This is a genomic window from Novosphingobium anseongense (assembly GCF_037482895.1).
Classification (GTDB): Bacteria; Pseudomonadota; Alphaproteobacteria; order Sphingomonadales; family Sphingomonadaceae; genus Novosphingobium; species Novosphingobium anseongense.
The window spans coordinates 109,749-126,769 of record NZ_JBBHJZ010000005.1; the positions used below are offsets into that span (position 1 = coordinate 109,749).

General features: G+C 65.1%; 16 protein-coding genes. 5 read left to right on the plus strand and 11 right to left on the minus strand.

The window, feature by feature from the left end; all coding sequences use genetic code 11:
* Positions 1-392: 392 nt before the first annotated feature.
* Positions 393-2,657 (plus strand): putative bifunctional diguanylate cyclase/phosphodiesterase, encoded by a 2,265-nt coding sequence (locus tag WG901_RS20190; protein WP_339588928.1) that lies wholly within the window; start codon positions 393-395, stop codon positions 2,655-2,657.
* 49 nt (positions 2,658-2,706) lie between these two features.
* Here the strand turns inward: WG901_RS20190 and WG901_RS20195 are convergent, their stop codons facing one another.
* The 4 genes from WG901_RS20195 to WG901_RS20210 form a co-directional block, all read right to left on the minus strand.
* Positions 2,707-2,880 (minus strand): hypothetical protein, encoded by a 174-nt coding sequence (locus WG901_RS20195; protein WP_339588929.1) that lies wholly within the window; start codon positions 2,878-2,880, stop codon positions 2,707-2,709.
* 350 nt (positions 2,881-3,230) lie between these two features.
* The gene (locus tag WG901_RS20200) at positions 3,231-4,433 is read right to left on the minus strand and encodes a CaiB/BaiF CoA transferase family protein (RefSeq protein ID WP_339588930.1); all 1,203 of its coding nucleotides are present in this window, start codon (positions 4,431-4,433) and stop codon (positions 3,231-3,233) included.
* Between the two features lie 121 nt (positions 4,434-4,554).
* On the minus strand, positions 4,555-5,178 hold the full coding sequence (locus tag WG901_RS20205) for a class I SAM-dependent methyltransferase (RefSeq protein WP_339588931.1): 624 nt from the start codon (positions 5,176-5,178) through the stop codon (positions 4,555-4,557).
* Positions 5,179-5,340: 162 nt separating this feature from the next.
* On the minus strand, positions 5,341-6,165 hold the full coding sequence (locus WG901_RS20210) for a flagellin N-terminal helical domain-containing protein (RefSeq protein WP_339588932.1): 825 nt from the start codon (positions 6,163-6,165) through the stop codon (positions 5,341-5,343).
* Between the two features lie 598 nt (positions 6,166-6,763).
* On the opposite strand from WG901_RS20210, the gene WG901_RS20215 reads away from it, so the two are divergent.
* Positions 6,764-7,321: a carboxymuconolactone decarboxylase family protein gene (locus tag WG901_RS20215; RefSeq protein WP_339588933.1), complete on the plus strand. Its 558-nt coding sequence runs from the start codon at positions 6,764-6,766 to the stop codon at positions 7,319-7,321.
* Positions 7,322-7,355: 34 nt separating this feature from the next.
* On the opposite strand, the gene WG901_RS20220 is transcribed toward WG901_RS20215, so the two are convergent.
* The 4 genes from WG901_RS20220 to WG901_RS20235 all read right to left on the minus strand — a co-directional run bounded on the left by WG901_RS20220 (position 7,356) and on the right by WG901_RS20235 (position 9,188).
* Positions 7,356-7,556 carry a hypothetical protein gene (locus WG901_RS20220; protein ID WP_339588934.1) on the minus strand — a complete coding sequence of 67 codons (201 nt, stop codon included), beginning with the start codon at positions 7,554-7,556 and terminating at the stop codon, positions 7,356-7,358.
* A 53-nt stretch (positions 7,557-7,609) separates the two neighbouring features.
* Positions 7,610-7,864, minus strand: coding sequence for a translation initiation factor IF-1 (infA, locus tag WG901_RS20225; protein ID WP_264446122.1), 255 nt, complete (start codon positions 7,862-7,864; stop codon positions 7,610-7,612).
* 4 nt (positions 7,865-7,868) lie between these two features.
* Positions 7,869-8,075, minus strand: coding sequence for a cold-shock protein (locus WG901_RS20230; protein WP_339588935.1), 207 nt, complete (start codon positions 8,073-8,075; stop codon positions 7,869-7,871).
* Positions 8,076-8,276: 201 nt separating this feature from the next.
* Complete coding sequence (locus WG901_RS20235) at positions 8,277-9,188, minus strand: LysR family transcriptional regulator (protein WP_339588936.1); 912 nt, start codon at positions 9,186-9,188, stop codon at positions 8,277-8,279.
* Positions 9,189-9,287: 99 nt separating this feature from the next.
* On the opposite strand from WG901_RS20235, the gene WG901_RS20240 reads away from it, so the two are divergent.
* The 3 genes from WG901_RS20240 to WG901_RS20250 all read left to right on the plus strand — a co-directional run bounded on the left by WG901_RS20240 (position 9,288) and on the right by WG901_RS20250 (position 13,046).
* Complete coding sequence (locus WG901_RS20240; RefSeq protein WP_339588937.1) at positions 9,288-10,322, plus strand: aldo/keto reductase; 1,035 nt, start codon at positions 9,288-9,290, stop codon at positions 10,320-10,322.
* 12 nt (positions 10,323-10,334) lie between these two features.
* A complete protein-coding gene (locus tag WG901_RS20245) occupies positions 10,335-11,504 on the plus strand; it encodes an MFS transporter (protein ID WP_339588938.1) in 1,170 nt (389 codons plus the stop codon).
* A gap of 348 nt (positions 11,505-11,852) precedes the next feature.
* Positions 11,853-13,046 carry a cytochrome P450 gene (locus tag WG901_RS20250; RefSeq protein WP_339588939.1) on the plus strand — a complete coding sequence of 398 codons (1,194 nt, stop codon included), beginning with the start codon at positions 11,853-11,855 and terminating at the stop codon, positions 13,044-13,046.
* 12 nt (positions 13,047-13,058) lie between these two features.
* Here WG901_RS20250 and WG901_RS20255 read toward each other — a convergent pair whose 3' ends face one another.
* The 3 genes from WG901_RS20255 to WG901_RS20265 are packed head-to-tail and all read right to left on the minus strand — an operon-like array spanning position 13,059 to position 17,019.
* On the minus strand, positions 13,059-14,306 hold the full coding sequence (locus tag WG901_RS20255; protein ID WP_339588940.1) for a dipeptidase: 1,248 nt from the start codon (positions 14,304-14,306) through the stop codon (positions 13,059-13,061).
* Positions 14,303-15,892 (minus strand): serine hydrolase, encoded by a 1,590-nt coding sequence (locus WG901_RS20260; RefSeq protein ID WP_339588941.1) that lies wholly within the window; start codon positions 15,890-15,892, stop codon positions 14,303-14,305. Before WG901_RS20260 ends, WG901_RS20255 begins: the two co-directional genes overlap by 4 nt.
* A complete protein-coding gene (locus WG901_RS20265; protein WP_339588942.1) occupies positions 15,889-17,019 on the minus strand; it encodes a YkvI family membrane protein in 1,131 nt (376 codons plus the stop codon). The genes WG901_RS20260 and WG901_RS20265 overlap by 4 nt, the downstream gene beginning before the upstream one ends.
* Between the last annotated feature and the right edge of the window lie 2 nt (positions 17,020-17,021).

Genomic DNA, 17,021 nt, shown 5'->3' on the forward strand with positions numbered 1-17,021 from the left:
GCGGATCGGCAGCGACGCGTGCGCCGTCGTCGATCCCACTCTGCGGCGCCGCGGGGCCGCGGGGCCGCGGCGATCATGATTGGCGAAAAGGGTGCCGATCTCGTCAAGGCGCGCCGATGCGAGCAAGAGAGACATTCGCGTGCACACGGCCGACATCGTCGAATGTCGCCAGCGCCGTCGCCCTCTCCCATCCATATCAGCAGCGCCAAGGCCAGCGCCTTGATCAGCTCGGCAACCGTATGATCAGATGCAATTACCGCAGAAATTCGCCGATTCCGGCTTCGGAGCGCGCGGATTGTTAACCAATCGTCTGTAGGCCTTTGGCGCAAGTCGCACGGGTTGAATGGGTAATGGTCGGGTTTCGGGAACAGTCTGAAAAGCTGGCATCCTGGTTGCTGGGAACGCCCACCGACGTGCCCGCTGCGATCGCCACCCGCCTAGCGAACGGCCTGTTTCTATCGGTTCCGATCTTCCTCGGCGGCGTGCTCAACACGACGGCGGTGGCCGCGATCGCGGCGCTCCGCCACGCCACCGCGCCATTCATCGGCTGGCTGATTTTCGAAGTCGTGCTCGGTATCGTGCGCCTCGGCGTGCTGCTGCACGGACGTCAGCGAGTTGCCGCCGGTGGAACTCCGCCTCGCGCGCTCGCGGCATGGCTGTCCTGCGTCTGGGCCGGTTCGGTCGGGTTCGGAACGTTCATCTGCATCGCCAGCAGTGATTGGGTCCTCGCGACGATCGCCTGCCTGTCGGCCGCGGCAATGGTCTGCGGCATGTGCCTGCGCAATTTCGGCACGCCGCGTCTCGCGGCGGTCATGGTTGTTGCCGCGCTGCTGCCCTGCGCCGCCGCTGGCCTGCTCACCTCCGAGCCGATCATGCCGGTCATCAGCGTCCAGCTACCGGTCTTCATGTTGACGATCCTCTCGGCCTCGTTCGGGCTCCATCGCATGATGGTCTCCTGGATGACGGCGATTGGTGAACTCGAACGCAGCCGATCGCTGAACGAGACGATCCTGCAATCGAGCCCCGACCACACGCTGATCCTCGATCAGGATCATAACATCGCCTTCTGCAAGCGCCCCGGCAAAGACGCGCACGACGGCGATTCATTGATCGGCCGGAACTGGCTGACCCTTCTGCCTCCCGAAGATCGGGAAAGCGCTTTGGCGGCGCTGGCGAAAGCCAGTTCGGGCAAGCCCGTGAATCTCATGACCTGCCATTCGACTTCGTCGAACGAAAAGCGCTGGTTCGACAACGTCATCAATCGCACGTCGGACACCTCGGGCCGCCTGATCGTGGTGTCGCGCGACATCACCCACCAGAAAAAGTCCGAGGAACAGGCGATCTGGATGGCCCAGCACGACGCGCTAACCGGACTGCCCAACCGCGCGCTCCTGCAGGACAGGCTCGACAGCCTTCTCGCTACGGCAGGCCAATCGGATTCCGCCGCGATGATCATCGTCGACGTCGATAACTTCAAGACGATCAATGATTCGCTCGGACACGATGCCGGCGACGCGCTGCTCTGCGAGATCGCCAGCCGCCTCGCGGCCGCCCTTCCGGAGGGCGATCTCGTCGCGCGGACCGGCGGCGACGAATTCGCTCTCCTGGTCGCAGCGCGGTCGAACGCCGATGTCGAGCGGATCGCCGAGCGCATCTACGAGGGCCTGCGCGGCCCCATCATGCATGCAGGCCGCCTGCTCGAATGCGGTGCCAGTATGGGGGCCAGCTTCATCCCGCGCGACGGCCGAGATCGCTCGGAGATCATGAAGGCCGCCGATATCGCGCTCTATGCGGCCAAAGCCGGCGGCCGTGCGCAGCTGCGGATCTTCGAGCGCGCCATGATGATCGAGGTCGAACGGCACCAGACCATGATCACCTCGGCGCGTCTCGCATTGCAGCGCAGCGCCATCGTCCCGCACTATCAGCCCAAGGTCTGCCTGCGGACTTCGCGGATCGTCGGTTTCGAGGCGCTCTTGCGCTGGCACGACCGCGACGGGCAACTCCGCGGCCCCGACGCACTGGAGGCGGCCTTCGACGATCCAGTGCTCGGCACCCTGCTGAGCGACCGCATGCTCGAAGGGGTCCTTGACGACGTCCGCATCTGGACGACCGCCGGGATCGACTTCGGCCACGTCGCGATCAACGTCACCAGCACCGATTTCCGCCGCGAGGACTTCGTCGAGACCATCTGCGCGCGCTTGGCCGAACGAGACCTCCTGCCGAGCTGCATCCAGATCGAAGTGACCGAGAACGTGTTCCTCGGCCAGGGCGCCGACGAGGTGAAGCACGTGCTCCAGCAGCTCAGCGGCATGGGCATCCGCATTGCGCTCGACGATTTCGGCACGGGCTATGCGTCGCTATCGCATTTGAACCAGTTCCCGGTGGACCTGCTCAAGATCGACCGTTCGTTCATCCAGCAGATCGGCTCTAGCGTCGATGCCGATGCGATCTCGTCGACCGTGGTCAATCTCGGCCGCTGCCTGGGGCTCGAGGTCATCGCCGAAGGCGTCGAGACCCCGGCGCAGGAAGCCCTGCTCCGCGCCATGGGTTGCGATACCGGACAAGGATTTCTCTATTCGCGCGCGCTTCCCGCAGCGAAGGTTCCGGCAGCGATCAGCCAGCTATACGATACGCAGCTCGAACGACGCCGCGCCTGATGCTGTCATGATGGAGGTCTCGCGACGATTCTGTCGTTCGCGCTGACGCTCAGGCGCCTTCGGGCACAAGATTCCTGTTCGACATGCTCGCCAGAATGCCACGATAATAGCGTGCCAGCTTGAGATAGGCTTCACGCTTCTCGGCAATACGAGTCCAGGCGGCGATCAGATAGCAACGGTCGATCCGGCGGCCGAGAAAGTCCTTGGTCCAATTGGTGCGCATTCAAAAATCTCCCTCCGCTATGGGCCGGAAAGCCCAGCTAGGCACTGGGGGCAGAACTGCAAAAGCGACTTGAGATCAGATGCCGGACTCGCGGGCCGGAAGGAGCATCATGCGGCCTTGCGCAGGATAACACCAGCAATCTCTTTGCAGGGATCGGTCGGCGTCGGAGGGAAAGCCGTCTCGGCGGCTCGCGCGATGCGCCTATCGAGTAGCGGACCCGACTGCAGCCAATGGAGCCGGGCCCGCCAATATTTTCTAGCATCTAGGAATTGACGAATTATTACAGCATCTTGCAATCGCAAGCCTGTCCCGAAACGGCACGCTCGCGCGTGCGATCACTACCGCAGCCCTCAGCGCGCCACCGATCTTGCGCGCAGGTCCGCGATCTCCGCCTCGCCATAGCCGACCTCGCGCAGCAGGGCCTCGGTATGAGCACCGAGCGCGGGGGCGGGATCGAGCCGTCCGGAGACCGGGGCACCGTCGAAGGCGGTCGGTCCGGCGACCACGTTGATCTCACGATCCTCCACAGTCATCGTCTGGATCATGGCATTGGCGTGGACCTGCGGATCGTTGATCACGTCGTCGATCGAACTGATCAGTTCCGACGGCGCATCGAGTCCCGAAAGGATCGGCTTCCATTCGGCATAGTCGCGGGCGCCGAATTTCTCCTGGATCAAGGGAATCAGCACGTCGGCGTTCGCATTGCGCGCTTCCTCGGTCGCGAAACGCGGATCGTCGACGATCTCCGGCAGCCCGATCGCCTCGCAGAACCCCGGCCAGGCAGGCTCTGGATTCAGGACCATGAACTGGACCATACGACCATCACGCGTGGCATAGGCATATTTGAGCGGCACCTTGATCGGCGTCGCCTGGTGCGTGACATAGCCGGGAATCTGCGCCGCGGTGATGTCGCCCGACAACACCCATGCCGCCGTCGACAGCAAGGAGTTCTCGACCACCAGGGCCTCGCCGGTCTGCGCGCGCTTGAACAGGGCGCCGGCGATTCCGAATGCGATCGCCATGGAACCCGTATGATCGCCATAGGCCGGACGCGGCGAGGTCGGCTGCTGGCCGGGACGCGTGAAGGCGAAGCAGGCGCCGCCGCGCGCCCAGAAGGCCGAGGCGTCGAAGCCCGGCCTGTCCGCCTCGGCGCCGCGGAAGCCCAGGCCGTTGCCGCGCGCATAGATGAGCCTGGGATTGCGCGCGCGCAGATCCTCGACCTCGAGCCGCAGACCGCGCAGGGCCTTGGGCCGCAGGCTGGTGAGGAAGACGTCCGCGGTCTCGACCAGCTTGAGCAGAGCCTCGCGCCCCTCTTCGCTCTTGAGATCGAGCGCGACGCTCTTCTTGTTGCGGTTGTTCTGTTCCATGGCGATGTTGACCTTGCCGAGATTACGGCTGCCGCCCGCGATGCGCAAAGTGCGGTAGGGGTCGCCTTCGATCGCCTCGATCTTGATCACCTCGGCGCCCTGGTCGGCCAGCATCACGCCGGCACCGGGGACATAGACGTACTGCGCCAGTTCGATCACGCGCACGCCGGCAAAAACTCCGCTCATCACCCTTCTCCCTCTATGGCCATCGGGGCGCGCGTCTTCGCGCGAATCCGCCCCCAGCCTTCGCTTCAGAGATAAATCACCAAGCGCTTGCTTCGCAATCGTCTTATGTTGCGCCCGCGATCTAGGCGCGGGCGATCACCGCCACCAGTGGATCGCCCGCGCCACCGTTGACGAGCAGGCGGGCCTCGACCGCGGCGAAACCCGCGCGTTCGGCGTAGGCGCCGACGAGGCCGGCATGGCGCGGTAGATCGAGCGCGCGCCAGATCGCGACAGCCTTGGTCGGGAAGCAACGGTTGGAGAAGCTGACGATGAACGGCGCGCCTGGCCGCAGCAGGCGGCGCACCTCGGTAAAGACCGCGACGGGGTTCTGCAGATACTGCACGCTGACGCAGCACAGCGCGGCATCGAAGCGCGCGGAACCGAACGGCAGCGCAAAATGCCGGTTGAGATCCTGGACGAACCAGGCATCGAGACGCGGATTGGCCGCCAGCTCTTCGGCGTTCATGCCGTGGCCGACGCATTCGCCGAGTTGGAGCTCTGGCGGGAGATGGCTGACCCAGCTCGACATCAGGTCAAGCACTTGGTCGCCGGGAGACAGTTCGGTGCGGTAGCACGCGGTCAGCGCGGCGATCGCGCGCTCGTCGATATGGGTGACAAGCCGAGACGGTGCGTAGAAGGCGCTGTCGTCGCCCTCGTCGATCCGGTCGAAAGCGCCTGGCGGAAAGTCGGTGCCGGCTTCGTTCAACCTCGATCCTCTTCGGCATCAGATCACCACAAGTCGCTTGCGGCGTCCACCAGGAGGATCGTTTCCCTTGCCATGCGCCGTCGACGCATGCGGTATTAGCCCGACGGTCCAAGTAGGACCGTCGGGCTCGCCTGGAAGGGACAGGCGTTACCTATGGCTGTTTTACTTGAGCAGCGAGAGGACGTTCTGCTGGCTCTGGTTCGCCTGCGAGATCATCGCAGTCGAGGCCTGGGCAAGGATCTGGGCCTTGGCCAGCGCGGTCGTCTCCGAAGAGTAGTCCGCGTCCTCGATGCGCGAGCGGGCTTCCGACAGGTTCGTCATGTTGGTCGTCAGGTTGTTGACGGCCGATTCCAGACGGCTCTGGCCGGCACCCAGCGCGGCGCGCGTGGTGTTGATCGAGGTCAGCGCCGAGTCGACGTTGCTGATCGTGGTCGCAGCCTTCGAAGTGTCCGACACGTCGAGCGCCGTGTTGGTGAGCTTCGTGCCATCGACGCCGTCGATGCGCAGATCGATCGTGCTGGCAGCAGCGTCGCCGGCCTGGATCGTGATCGTGACGCTGGCGCTCGCCGTCTTGGAGAACAGCGTCACGCCGTTGAATTTGGTGTTGGACAGAATGTCGTCGATCTGACTCGTGAGCTGCGAGACTTCCGCCTGCAGGTTCGTACGGTCGGTCGAGCTGTAGGTGCCCGACTTCGACTGGATCGAGAGTTCGCGAATACGCTGAAGCATATTCGTTACTTCGTTGAGCGCGCCATCGGCCGTCTGCGCCAACGCGATACCATCGTTCGCGTTACGGATAGCCTGGTTCATGCCGCGCACCTGGGAAGTCATCGTCGTCGCAATGGCGAGGCCAGCGGCATCGTCCTTTGCGCTGTTGATGCGCTTACCCGTCGACAGACGCTCCATAGCGCTGCCGAGCATTCTATTCGCAGAAGTCGACGCATTCGACGCCTTCATGGCGGCGATGTTAGTGTTGATAACAGCCATGATCAGTTCCTAAAAACTCACCCGGTTTCCCGGGGGTGCCGCTCGACCCTTCGAGCGACCTCCAGCAACAAGAGCGGTTACTAAGGGGTATTATTAAGACCCTTGGTTACCAACGGATTAAAATTCCTGAACTCGGAGGGTTCGAAGCAGCGTCTTTCTGGTCCCAAAGGCCCGGATTTCCGCGAATTCCAACCATTCCAAAATTTTTAGCCCTTAATGCAATTTTTTCCGCCAGCCCCTCTTCTGACCCTTCCGACCGCTAGTTCCTTCGGTCTTCCGGACAAGATCCCCCGGCCGGGGCCGGGGGCAGACAGGAGAGAGAATGTCGAACATCCGAACCAAAAAATGGACCGAACAGGTGCTTGGTAAACTGATGTAGTAAACAAATCGTAAAACGATTCTGAAATTCCTTTAACCGCGCTTGCCACGAGCTTTACGCCCTGCCCCGCGGTTCCCCGGGAAAATGCTTCACCGCGTCAATGATTGGAACGCGACGCGGCGACCATCCAAGCTTGCCGCATCGCCCGCGTGCAATCGGCACGGCTTCGCGCCAGTCTGCCTCGCGCGCTTCGCGAGCGCAGAGACAGAGAGGATCGCCATGCCCGACTATCCCGCCCGCATTTCGCCCGCGACCGCCAACGAGCTCGACGCGGCGCAAACGACATTGCTGGGCGGATGGGGCACGATGAACTTCGCGGCTGTGCTCGTGCATCATCCCGAATTCTACACGGTGTTCATGCCGCTGATCGCCAAGGTCATCGCCGGCACCAACCTGCCCCCACACGACCGACAGATTCTGGTTATGCGCACGCTCGCACTCTGCGACGAAGAATACGAAGCCCGCCATCATGCGATGATCTCGCAAACGGCAGGTCTCGACGCAGCGACGATCGTCGCAGCCAGCGGCACAAAGACGGAGCTTTCCGGCTTCGACGCCACGCTGGCACAAGCGGCCGCGGATCTGGTGCGGACGCAGCGCATAGGCGATGCGACCTGGAACGCGCTGGCCCAGACCTATTCGCAGGTTCAGTTGATGGAAGTGGTGGCGCTCGTAGGCACCTATGTGACGATGGCGATGCTGACGAAGAGCTTCGGCATTCAGCTCGAAGACAAGGACACCTTCGAGAGCTTCACCCAGAAACGCGACTACGTGTAGAGCGCGAAGCCTGAGGCCCGCGCTCCATCACGATTTACTGTTCGGTCTGCACCCGCGCGCGTTCGGCCTCGCGCTTGGCGGCCTGCGCCTGGACCATCGCGGTCTTGTCGGCGAGCGCCTGCCAGGCGGCCTGCGCCTGCAGGAACTTGTCGCGCTCGTTTTCCAGGCTGGCCTCGGCGGCAGCCTTACCGCAGCTTTCGGCCTGGTTGCGGTAGAAGGTGATAGCCTCTGCCATGCGAAACTCCTGTATCCGGGGATCCGCCGGCCAGGCCGGAGGCCAAGCCCGCGTTAGCGGCGGAAGCGCCCAGGGCCGCCCGAACCCGCCACCTTTTCGCGAAAGACGATCCGACCCTTGGTAAGATCGTACGGTGTCATTTCGACGCGGACACGATCGCCGACGATCGACTTGATGCGGAACTTGCGCATCTTGCCCGCGGTATAGGCAATGATCCGATGGTCGTTCTCGAGCATGACGCCACAGCGTCCGTCGGGAAAGAGCTCGTCGATCACGCCCTCGAGAGTGAGAAGTTCTTCCTTCGCCATGCGGTTACGCCGAAGTGAGATTGACTGCGGCAACCTTGCCGCGACGGTCGGTTTCGAGCTCGTAGTTCACGCGCTGATCCTTGGTCAGGGTAGCCATGCCCGAACGCTCGACGGCACTGATGTGCACGAAGCTATCGGGAGTGCCGTCGTCCGGCTGGATGAAACCATAGCCCTTGTCGGCGTTGAAGAATTTGACGGTGCCAACGGGCATGAAACGATCCTATCAATAGAAAATGATCCGCCACCACGGAGTGTGCGGAGCTTGGTGCGTGTGAGGGATCGAAAAGGCGCAAGGCCGATAAGGTCCGTCGCAGGCGACGATTGCCTCATCTAAATAGGTGTTTCGCGCGATTTTGCAATCGTCGGGGCCAGTCGACGGGAAATAACGCGGACTCGGCGTTCCAGGCACGGACTACCGCAAGCGCCCGGCCAAGAAATCGACGAAGGCGCGAACGCGCGCGGGCGTGTTGGCGCCACCGACGAAGACCGCGTGCACCAGTTCGATGTCGCCCGGATTGAACTGCTCGAGGATGGGCACGAGGCGCCCGTCGGCCAGTTCGGGGGCGACGCTGAAAGCACCGACCCGAGCGATGCCGACGCCGATCGCGGCGAGCTGCCCCAAGGTTTCGCCGTTGTTAGCTTCCAGATTGCCGTGCATCGGCAGGCAGAATTCCTCGCCGTCACGCACGAAGGGCCAGACGGGCTCCGCGCGACGGAAATCGAAATTCAGGCAGTTGTGCGCGAGCAGGTCCTCAGGCGACCGAGGTGTGCCATGTCGTGCAAGATAATCGGGAGAAGCCACTATCACCCGTCGGTTCTCGCCGAGCTTGCGCGCGGTCAGCGTGCTGTCCGCGAGAGGCCCGAAGCGGATCGCGACGTCGGCTTGGCCCGCCGCAACATCGATCAGCGTGTCCGTCAGGGCGATGTCGACGAGGATGTGCGGATAGAGCCGAACGAATTCGCCGAGCAGCGGCACGATGCAGAGCCGGCCGTGCGAAAGCGCGGCGCTCACCCGCAGCCGGCCGCGCGGTGCGCCCTGATCGGCGATCTGCTGCTCGGCATCGTCGAGATCGGCGAGGATGCGCCGGGCCGACAGGAGATAAGCCTGCCCCTCGGCGGTCAACGACAGTGCCCGCGTCGAGCGCAGCAGCAGGCGCACGCCGAGCCGCGTCTCGATCCGGTCGATCGCGCGGCTCACCGCCGAAGGCGTCAGCCCGAGCAGCCGCCCCGCCGCGGAAAAGCTGCCGTGATCGACCACGGCGGCAAAGATCTCCAGCGCGCGCGCGCGATCGCCGCCACCCGCCAGCCTGGAATCTCCGATCATCTTTGCTCCTGCTGCAAAAATCTTTCGCCTGCATTCACGCTACTCAGCCACGGCTGTGCAGTCCATCTATGCTCCGAATTTGCAATCGAAGGTCCAACCATGGAATATCGGCAATTGGGATCGTCGGGACTGCGCGTTCCGGCCCTGAGCTTCGGCACCGGCACTTTCGGCGGTACGGGACCGCTGTTCGGCGCCTGGGGCCAGAGCGACGCGAGCGAGGCTCGCCGCCTGATCGACATCTGCCTCGACGCTGGCGTGACGCTGTTCGACACGGCCGACGTCTATTCGGACGGCGCGTCCGAGCAGATTCTCGGCGAAGCGATCCGGGGCCGGCGCGACGCGGTGCTGATCTCGACCAAGACCGGCCTGCCCCTGGGTGACGGCCCACAGGACTGGGGCGTTTCGCGCGCGCGGCTGATCCGCGCGGTCGAGGCCTCGCTGCGCCGGCTGGGCAGCGATCACATCGACCTGCTCCAGCTCCACGCTTTCGACGCCTCGACTCCGGTCGAGGAGCTGATGGCCACGCTCGACCAGCTGATCGCCGCGGGCAAGCTGCGCTACGCCGGGGTGTCGAACTATCCCGGCTGGCAGCTGATGAAGGCCCAGGCGGTTGCCGAGCGCAACGGCTGGCAGCGTTTCGTCGCGCATCAGGCCTACTATTCGCTGATCGGCCGTGCCTATGAAGCCGATCTCATGCCGCTCGGCGTCGACCAGGGAATCGGCGCGTTGGTCTGGAGCCCGCTCGGCTGGGGCCGCTTGACCGGCAAGGTCGGACGCGATCGACCGCTCCCCTCCGGCAGCCGGCTGCACGACACCGAACAGTTCGCCCCGCCGGTCGAGACCGAATACCTCTATCGCGTGATCGACGCGCTAGAGGCGGTCGCCGCCGAGACCGGACGAAAGGTGCCGCAGATCGCGATCAACTGGCTCCTGCAGCGGCCCACCGTGTCGTCGGTGATAATCGGCGCGCGCAACGAGGAACAGCTCCGCCAGAACCTCGGCGCGGTCGGGTGGTCGCTTACGCCGGAGCAGATCGCCGCGCTCGATGCGGCCAGCCAGGAACTGCCGCCCTACCCACACTCGCCCTATCGCCAGCAACAGGGCTTCGCGCGCCTCAACCCCGCGCTCGTCTGAAGGATCGCGACGATGAAGTTCAATCCCGGACTCCTCGCCCTTTCGGTCGGCGCCTTCGGCATCGGCGTGACCGAATTCGCTCCCATGGGCCTGCTGCCCGTCATCGCCGACGATCTCGGCGTGTCGATCCCCGCAGCCGGTCTACTGATCAGCGCCTATGCGATCGGCGTCATGGCCGGCGCGCCGCTGATGACCCTGACGACCGGACGCGTGCCGCGCCGCGCCTTGTTGATCGGCCTGGCCGCGGTGTTCACGATCGGCAACGTGCTCGCGGCGGTCTCGGACGGCTATGCGATGCTGCTGTTCGCGCGGATCATCACCTCGCTCAACCACGGCGCCTTCTTCGGCGTCGGCTCGATCGTCGCCGCCAGCCTGGTGCCGCCGCAGCGGCAGGCCGGCGCGGTCGCCGCGATGTTCATGGGCCTTACGATCGCCAATGTCGTCGGCCTGCCGCTGGCGACCTGGGCGGGCGAGCACATGGGCTGGCGCGCCGCGTTCTGGGGAATCGCCGCGCTGGGCCTCGCAACGATAGCCGCGTTGCGCCTCACGCTGCCCGCGCTCCCGGCCGAAGACCACGGCAGCGCCATGGCCGAAGTGCGCGTTCTCGCGCGGGGTCCCGTCCTCGGCGCCCTGGCGCTGACCGTCGTCGGGTCGAGCGCGATGTTCACCGTGTTCACCTACATCGTCCCGATCCTCCGCGAGGTGACCCACGCCTCGCTCGGTTTCGTCACGGCGATGCTCGTGACCTATGGCCTGGGGCTGACGATCGGCAACTGGCTCGGCGGCAAGTTCGCCGACCGCTCGGTCGACCGTACGCTGATCGTCACGCTCGCCTCTCTGTCACTCGTGCTGGTCGCCTTCGCCGCGCTGATGCCGCACGCCGGGGTGAGCGCGGTGCTGATCTTCCTCTGGGGCGTGGCGAGTTTCGCGCTGGTGCCGCCACTGCAGGTTCGCGTCATGACCGCCGCCGCCGATGCGCCCAATCTCGCATCGTCGGTGAACATCGGCGCTTTCAATCTCGGCAACGCGCTGGGCGCAGCGCTCGGCGGCGGCGTGATCGCCCTCGATCTCGGCTATCCGACCATGGCCCTCGCCGGCGCGGCGACTTCGGCGATCGGCCTGGGCGCGGTTCTGCTGACGCGGCGGAAGTCGCCAGCGACCGCGGCACTCTGCAGTGCGTGAGCCCCACGCAAAAAAGTGCCCTGCGGAGCGATCCGCAGGGCAGGATAAATCAGGGAATCAATAAGGCAAAACTGCCGGTGGGTTATCCGGGTAACGGCCCGGACGTCCGGCAGCGATGATCTTGGGCTATGCGAAGCGGCGGGTAGAGTCCATGCCGTGCGCCGGTTTATCCGACCAATGTCTAGCCTTCCTCCCTGTCCGAGGGTCCTCACCGTCGGCGCGCGCGAAGTTGCATGACGAGGCAGCCATCAGAGCCCGCAACGGCAGACCGGCGGCTAGCGGTTGCTCGCGACTTCCCGTCGGAACTATGAGAAGCGCTATATCATAACGACAAACTGGAGAGTACGCGTGGCCACCCTTGCACAGCCGCCGCTGGATCACGATCGGGACGACCGGAAAACGGCAGATCTCTACGAGCAGGGCAAGATATTCAAGAAGAAGGCCGAGGTCGTCTACGACGGCGACCGGGTCAAAAGCATCCTGCGCAGTCCACACATGATGCAGGACGTTTTCGATGCCGGTGCAGTCGGGATGAAGCCCGAGGAAGTGCCGCTGATCTTCCTCGACGGCAAGGCCCACCGCGACCGGCGCAAGCACATCACGAGCTACTTCTCGCCGCGCTACATCAAGGAGCATTTCGAGCCGCTGATGCGCAAGACGGCCGACATGCTCGTCGCCGATCTCGAGAAGAACAAGCAACTGCGCATCGACGAAGTCTCCTGGCAGATGGCCGTGACCCTGGTGGGCGACCTGATCGGCGTCACCCGCGGCAAGGACCGCGAGGGCATGAAGAAGACCGCCAAGCGGATCGAAAACTGCCTTTACGCCACCAAGATGCGCACGATGACCGGCTGGCGCCTGCGCTATGCGAAGGTACGCCGGATCTGGGACACGATGATGTTCTGGCGCAAGGACGTGCTGCCCACGGTCAAGGCGCGCCGTCAGACGCCGCAGGATGACGTGATCTCCACACTGGTGAAGGAGAACTACGGTGACCGCGCGATCCTGGCCGACGTCATGATGCTCTGCGGCGCGGGCATGCAGACCACGCGCGAATTCATCTCGATGGTCGCCTGGCACATGCTCGAGAAGGACTATCTCAAGGACGCTTTCCTCGCCGCCGACTACGAAGGCAAGATGGGCATCCTCGAAGAGATTCTGCGGCTCGATCCGATCGTCTCGACGCTCTATCGCCGCGCGCCCGAGAACCTGCCCGAGAACGCGAAGGGCGAGTTCACCGCGGGCACGCGCTATGGCCTGTCCATCCGACACGCCAACCACGATCCCGCGCTGGTCGGCGCCTGCCCCCACGCGATCGATCTCTCGCGCAAGGAAAGGCTCGGCGATCAGGCGCCGATGATGAGCTTCGGCAACGGCATGCACCGTTGCCCGGGCTCGCCATTGGCGTTCAACGAAACCTTGTTCCTGATGGACCGGCTGCTGCGCGTGCCCGGTATCAGGCTCGCCTCGTCGCCGCGGATCGAATGGGAACCGAACGTCTCGACCTTCGAGATCACGAACGTGCTGGTCACCTGCGACTAGGCTGGATCGACGTCACAGACCGGCTGCATCGCCTGCGAAAGCCACCTTCTCGGCCTGCTCCATGACGCGCAGCACGTTGCCGCCGGCAAGCTTGGAGAGGTCGACGTCGGACCAGCCGCGACGCATGAGCTCCTCGAGGAGCGCCGGGTAGGTCGCGACGCTGCCAAGGCCTTCGGGCAGCGCGTTGCCGACACCATCATAGTCGCCACCGAGGCCGACGTGGTCGTGCCCGGCCACCTTGGCGATATGGTCGATGTGGTCGGCCACTTCGGCCAGGGTCACGCGCGGCGCGGGATGGGCCTTGTTCCAGGCGTCCAGAGCGGCGGCGGCCTTGTCGGGCTCGCCGACATAGAGTCCGCCATAGGGCGGCGCGTTGAGGCGGGTCTTTTCGGCCGCCTGGTCGGCCGACCAGCGGCGATAGGCGTCGGACACGTAGAGCTCGGCGAAGTTCACCATGACCACGCCGCCGTTCGCCGCGACGAGCTTCAGCGTGTCGTCGGACACGTTGCGCGTATGGTCGTCGATCGCCCGCGCGCTCGAATGCGAGAAGATCACCGGCGCCTTGGAGATGCGCAGCGCGTCGCGCATCGTCTCGTCGCTGACGTGGCTGAGATCGACGAGCACGCCCAGCCGGTTGAGCTCGCGCACCACCTCCTCGCCGAACGGCGTGAGGCCGCCGTGCTTGGGATTGTCGGTCGCCGAATCCGCCCAGTCGGTGGTGAGGACATGGGTCAGGGTCAGATAGCCCACGCCGAGATCGCGATAGGTGCGCAGGACCGAGAGGCTGCCGTCGATCTGGCCGCCGCCCTCGATGCCGATCAGCGAGGCTATCCGCCCGCTCTTGTGGATGCGCCGGACGTCGGCCGCGGTACGCGCGAGCGCGAAGTCGCGCGGATAGCGGCGGACGATCGATTTCACGAGATCGATCTGTTCGAGCGTCTCCTTGACCTGCACGGGACCTGGCTGGGTCGGCGAAACGAAGACCGACCAGAACTGGCCGCCAACCATGCCACGTCGGAGCAGGGCGATGTCGGTGTTGTAAGGCACCGGACGCTTGTCGAGCCCCGCGGTCAGGTCGATGGTCCAGCGGCCCTCCCCCTCACGCTCGCGCAAGGCCTCGGCCCAGTCGTTGTGCCCATCGATCAGCGGCGTCGCCTTCAGGACCTTAGCGACGCGCGCGGCGTAATCCTCCTTTGCGGCGGCGGGCGCGGCGAACACCAGAGCGGCTGCGAGCGCCAGTGCCGCTTTGCCCGGGCTCACTGGCCGGCCCCTTTGGTCAGGGCGGCGACTGGGGTGAACAGCAGGTCTTTATAGTTGAAGCTGAAATCGGCGATCGGAGAGACCGGCTTGGCCGAAATGGCCGAGACCTTGCCGTCGGCATCGAGCTGGAAGGTCAGATAGGCTTTCTCGATCCCCGGATCGTCGAACTGCGCGACGAAAGTATCGTACTGGTAGTGTACCAGGCGTCCGCTCATGCCCGGGGTCGGTGTGAAATCGACCTTCAGACCCTTGGCGTCCGAGCCGATCTCGATCCGGCCGTACCAGGGATCGCTGTAGGTACCCGCATAGCGCGCCGCGGGCAGCGAGGGACCGACCTGCGCCGGCGAGGCCGCCGTCTGCTTGATCGCCGCAACCGCATCGGCGATGCGCTTTGCGCGATAGTCGTGGAAGCGGGTCGGCCAGTCCTGCTTCGGCAGGCCGAGGTAATGGTCGATCAATTCGTACATCAGCCCGTGGCGCGGCTCGCTCTCCTCGGCATTGACCTCGATCGCGAAGCCGACGTTCTTTTCGGGGATCAGGCAGACGATCGAGGTGAAGCCGAGCAGCCCGCCGGCATGCCAGACGATGCGCGTACCGTGATAGTCGCGCACCTCCCAGCCAAGCGCATAGGCGTCGAAGGTCGGCGTCGTCCCTGCGATTGGCGCGGGGGCCGGCGAGATCGGGATCTGCGTGACCGGGGTCCACATCTCCTTGCCCGCCGCGGCGCTGAACAGGCGCCCGCCCTCGGGCAGCGCACCGCCGGCCAGCTGGATCTGCAGCCAGCGCGCCATGTCGTTGGCGCTCATCGCCAGCAGCCCCGCCGGCGCCATGGCACGGCCCAGCTGGTCGCGCTCGTCGAGCACCGCCTGCGACCCGTCGCCACGCACTGCGCCAACGCGGCCATGCGGCTGCGCGCGGTTCGGCGCGCTCGTCTGCGTCCGGTAGTCGGCGGCCGCGTCGCGCATTCCCGCAGGCGCGAAGACGTGGCTCTTCATGTAGTCTTCCCACGACTGCCCGCTGACGCGCTCGATAACCAGCCCGGCAACGGCATAGAGGATGTTGTCGTAGGCATAGCCGCTACGGAAGCTCGTCGCCGGCTTGATGTAGCGCAACCGGCGCACGACCTCGTCGCGCGACAGCGTACCACGCGGCACGGTCAGCAGATCGCCGGCGCCGAGCCCGAGGCCGCTGCGATGCACGAGCAGGTCGCGGATCGTCATCTCGCGCGTGACCCAGGGATCGTACATCTGGAAGTCGGGCACGTGATCGACGACCTTGTCGTCCCAGCCGATCTTGCCGGAATCGACCAAGGTCGCGAGCGCCGCCGCGGTCAGCGCCTTGCCGGTCGAACCGATCATGAAAATCGTGTCGGCATCGACCTTCTCGGGCGCACCGAGCTTGCGCTGGCCATAGCCCTTGGCGAGCACGACCTTGCCGTTCTCGACGATCGCGACGGCCATGCCCGGCGTTCCCGACGACTGGCGGATTGCCTCGATGCGGGCGTTGATGTCCTTGGGTGGTTCGGCCGCGGCCGCCGCGGCGAGAACGACAAGCGGGATCGCCGCGAGGGCGGAGGCGAACTTCATGCGGTTTCTCCGAGGGAGCGCCGACCAGCGCGCAGCCGCCACAGACCAAGGGTCAGCAGCGGCACGATGTAGAGGGCGATGAGCACGTAGGCGAGCAGGCGATAGCCGTTGGCGATCAGCGCGATCAGGCCGATCCGATCGGCGACGAGCATGCAGAGAACGAGGAGCACGAGCGTGATCGCCGCGCGCACCGGCACGGCCGGCGGTACGCCGCGGCGGTGCTGCCAGGCTGCAGCGATCCGCTCGTTAATCGCATGGACCGCACCCGTGCCGCTTTCGAGCAGCGCGGCGAAGATCATCAGCTGGAACAGCCCGTGGAACAGCGGCTGGCCGAGTTGGCCGAGCAGGAAATCGGACGGCAGCGCCTCGCTGGCAATCCCCGGAAGAAACGCGGTCATGCAAGTGAAGAACATCAGCGCGGGCAGCATGGCCAGCGGCCCGGCGATCAGCCCCGCGACCACGGCGTCGCGATCGCTCGAAAGATGCCGCGTCACCGGCAGGATCACGATCGCGCCGATGATGTTGTAGCTGGCATAGGTCAGCCCGCCCTCGAGCCAGTTGCCGCCGCCGGCCGCGGGCTGCGCGAAAGCCGCGGCGATGCGGTCTCCGAAGCTCGTCAGCGCGAGCACCAGGAACACCGCATAGACGCCGTAGAGCAGCACCGAGACCCAGGCGAACAGCCGCTCGACCGAGGCGTTGCCGAAAGCGGCAAAGCCGGCAATGCCGATCATCAGCGCGACCGTCCCGAGGATCGGCGTCAATCCGAGCGTGCGATGGGCGATCTCCCCCGCCGCCGCGCCGAAGACGGCCAGCAGCAGAACGACGAAGAGGCCATAGGCGATCTCGAAGGCGATCCAGCCACGGCCGAGCAACCCCTTGAAGAAAGCGCGATAGTCGTGCGCCTGCGTAGCGCGCGCGAAAAGGAAAGTGGCGACGCAGACCGCGCTCCAGATCGCGGTGGCCAGCACCATGGCAGCCAGGCCGCCCCAAGGGCCGGCTGGGAGAAAGAACTCGGCGATCTCGCGGCCGGTCGCATAGCCGCCGCCGATGACGACGGCCTTGAAGGCGAGCCCGGGCAGGAGAAGCCGCTTGAACCGGCTCTCCCGTTGCCCCGGTGCTCCCCCCACCG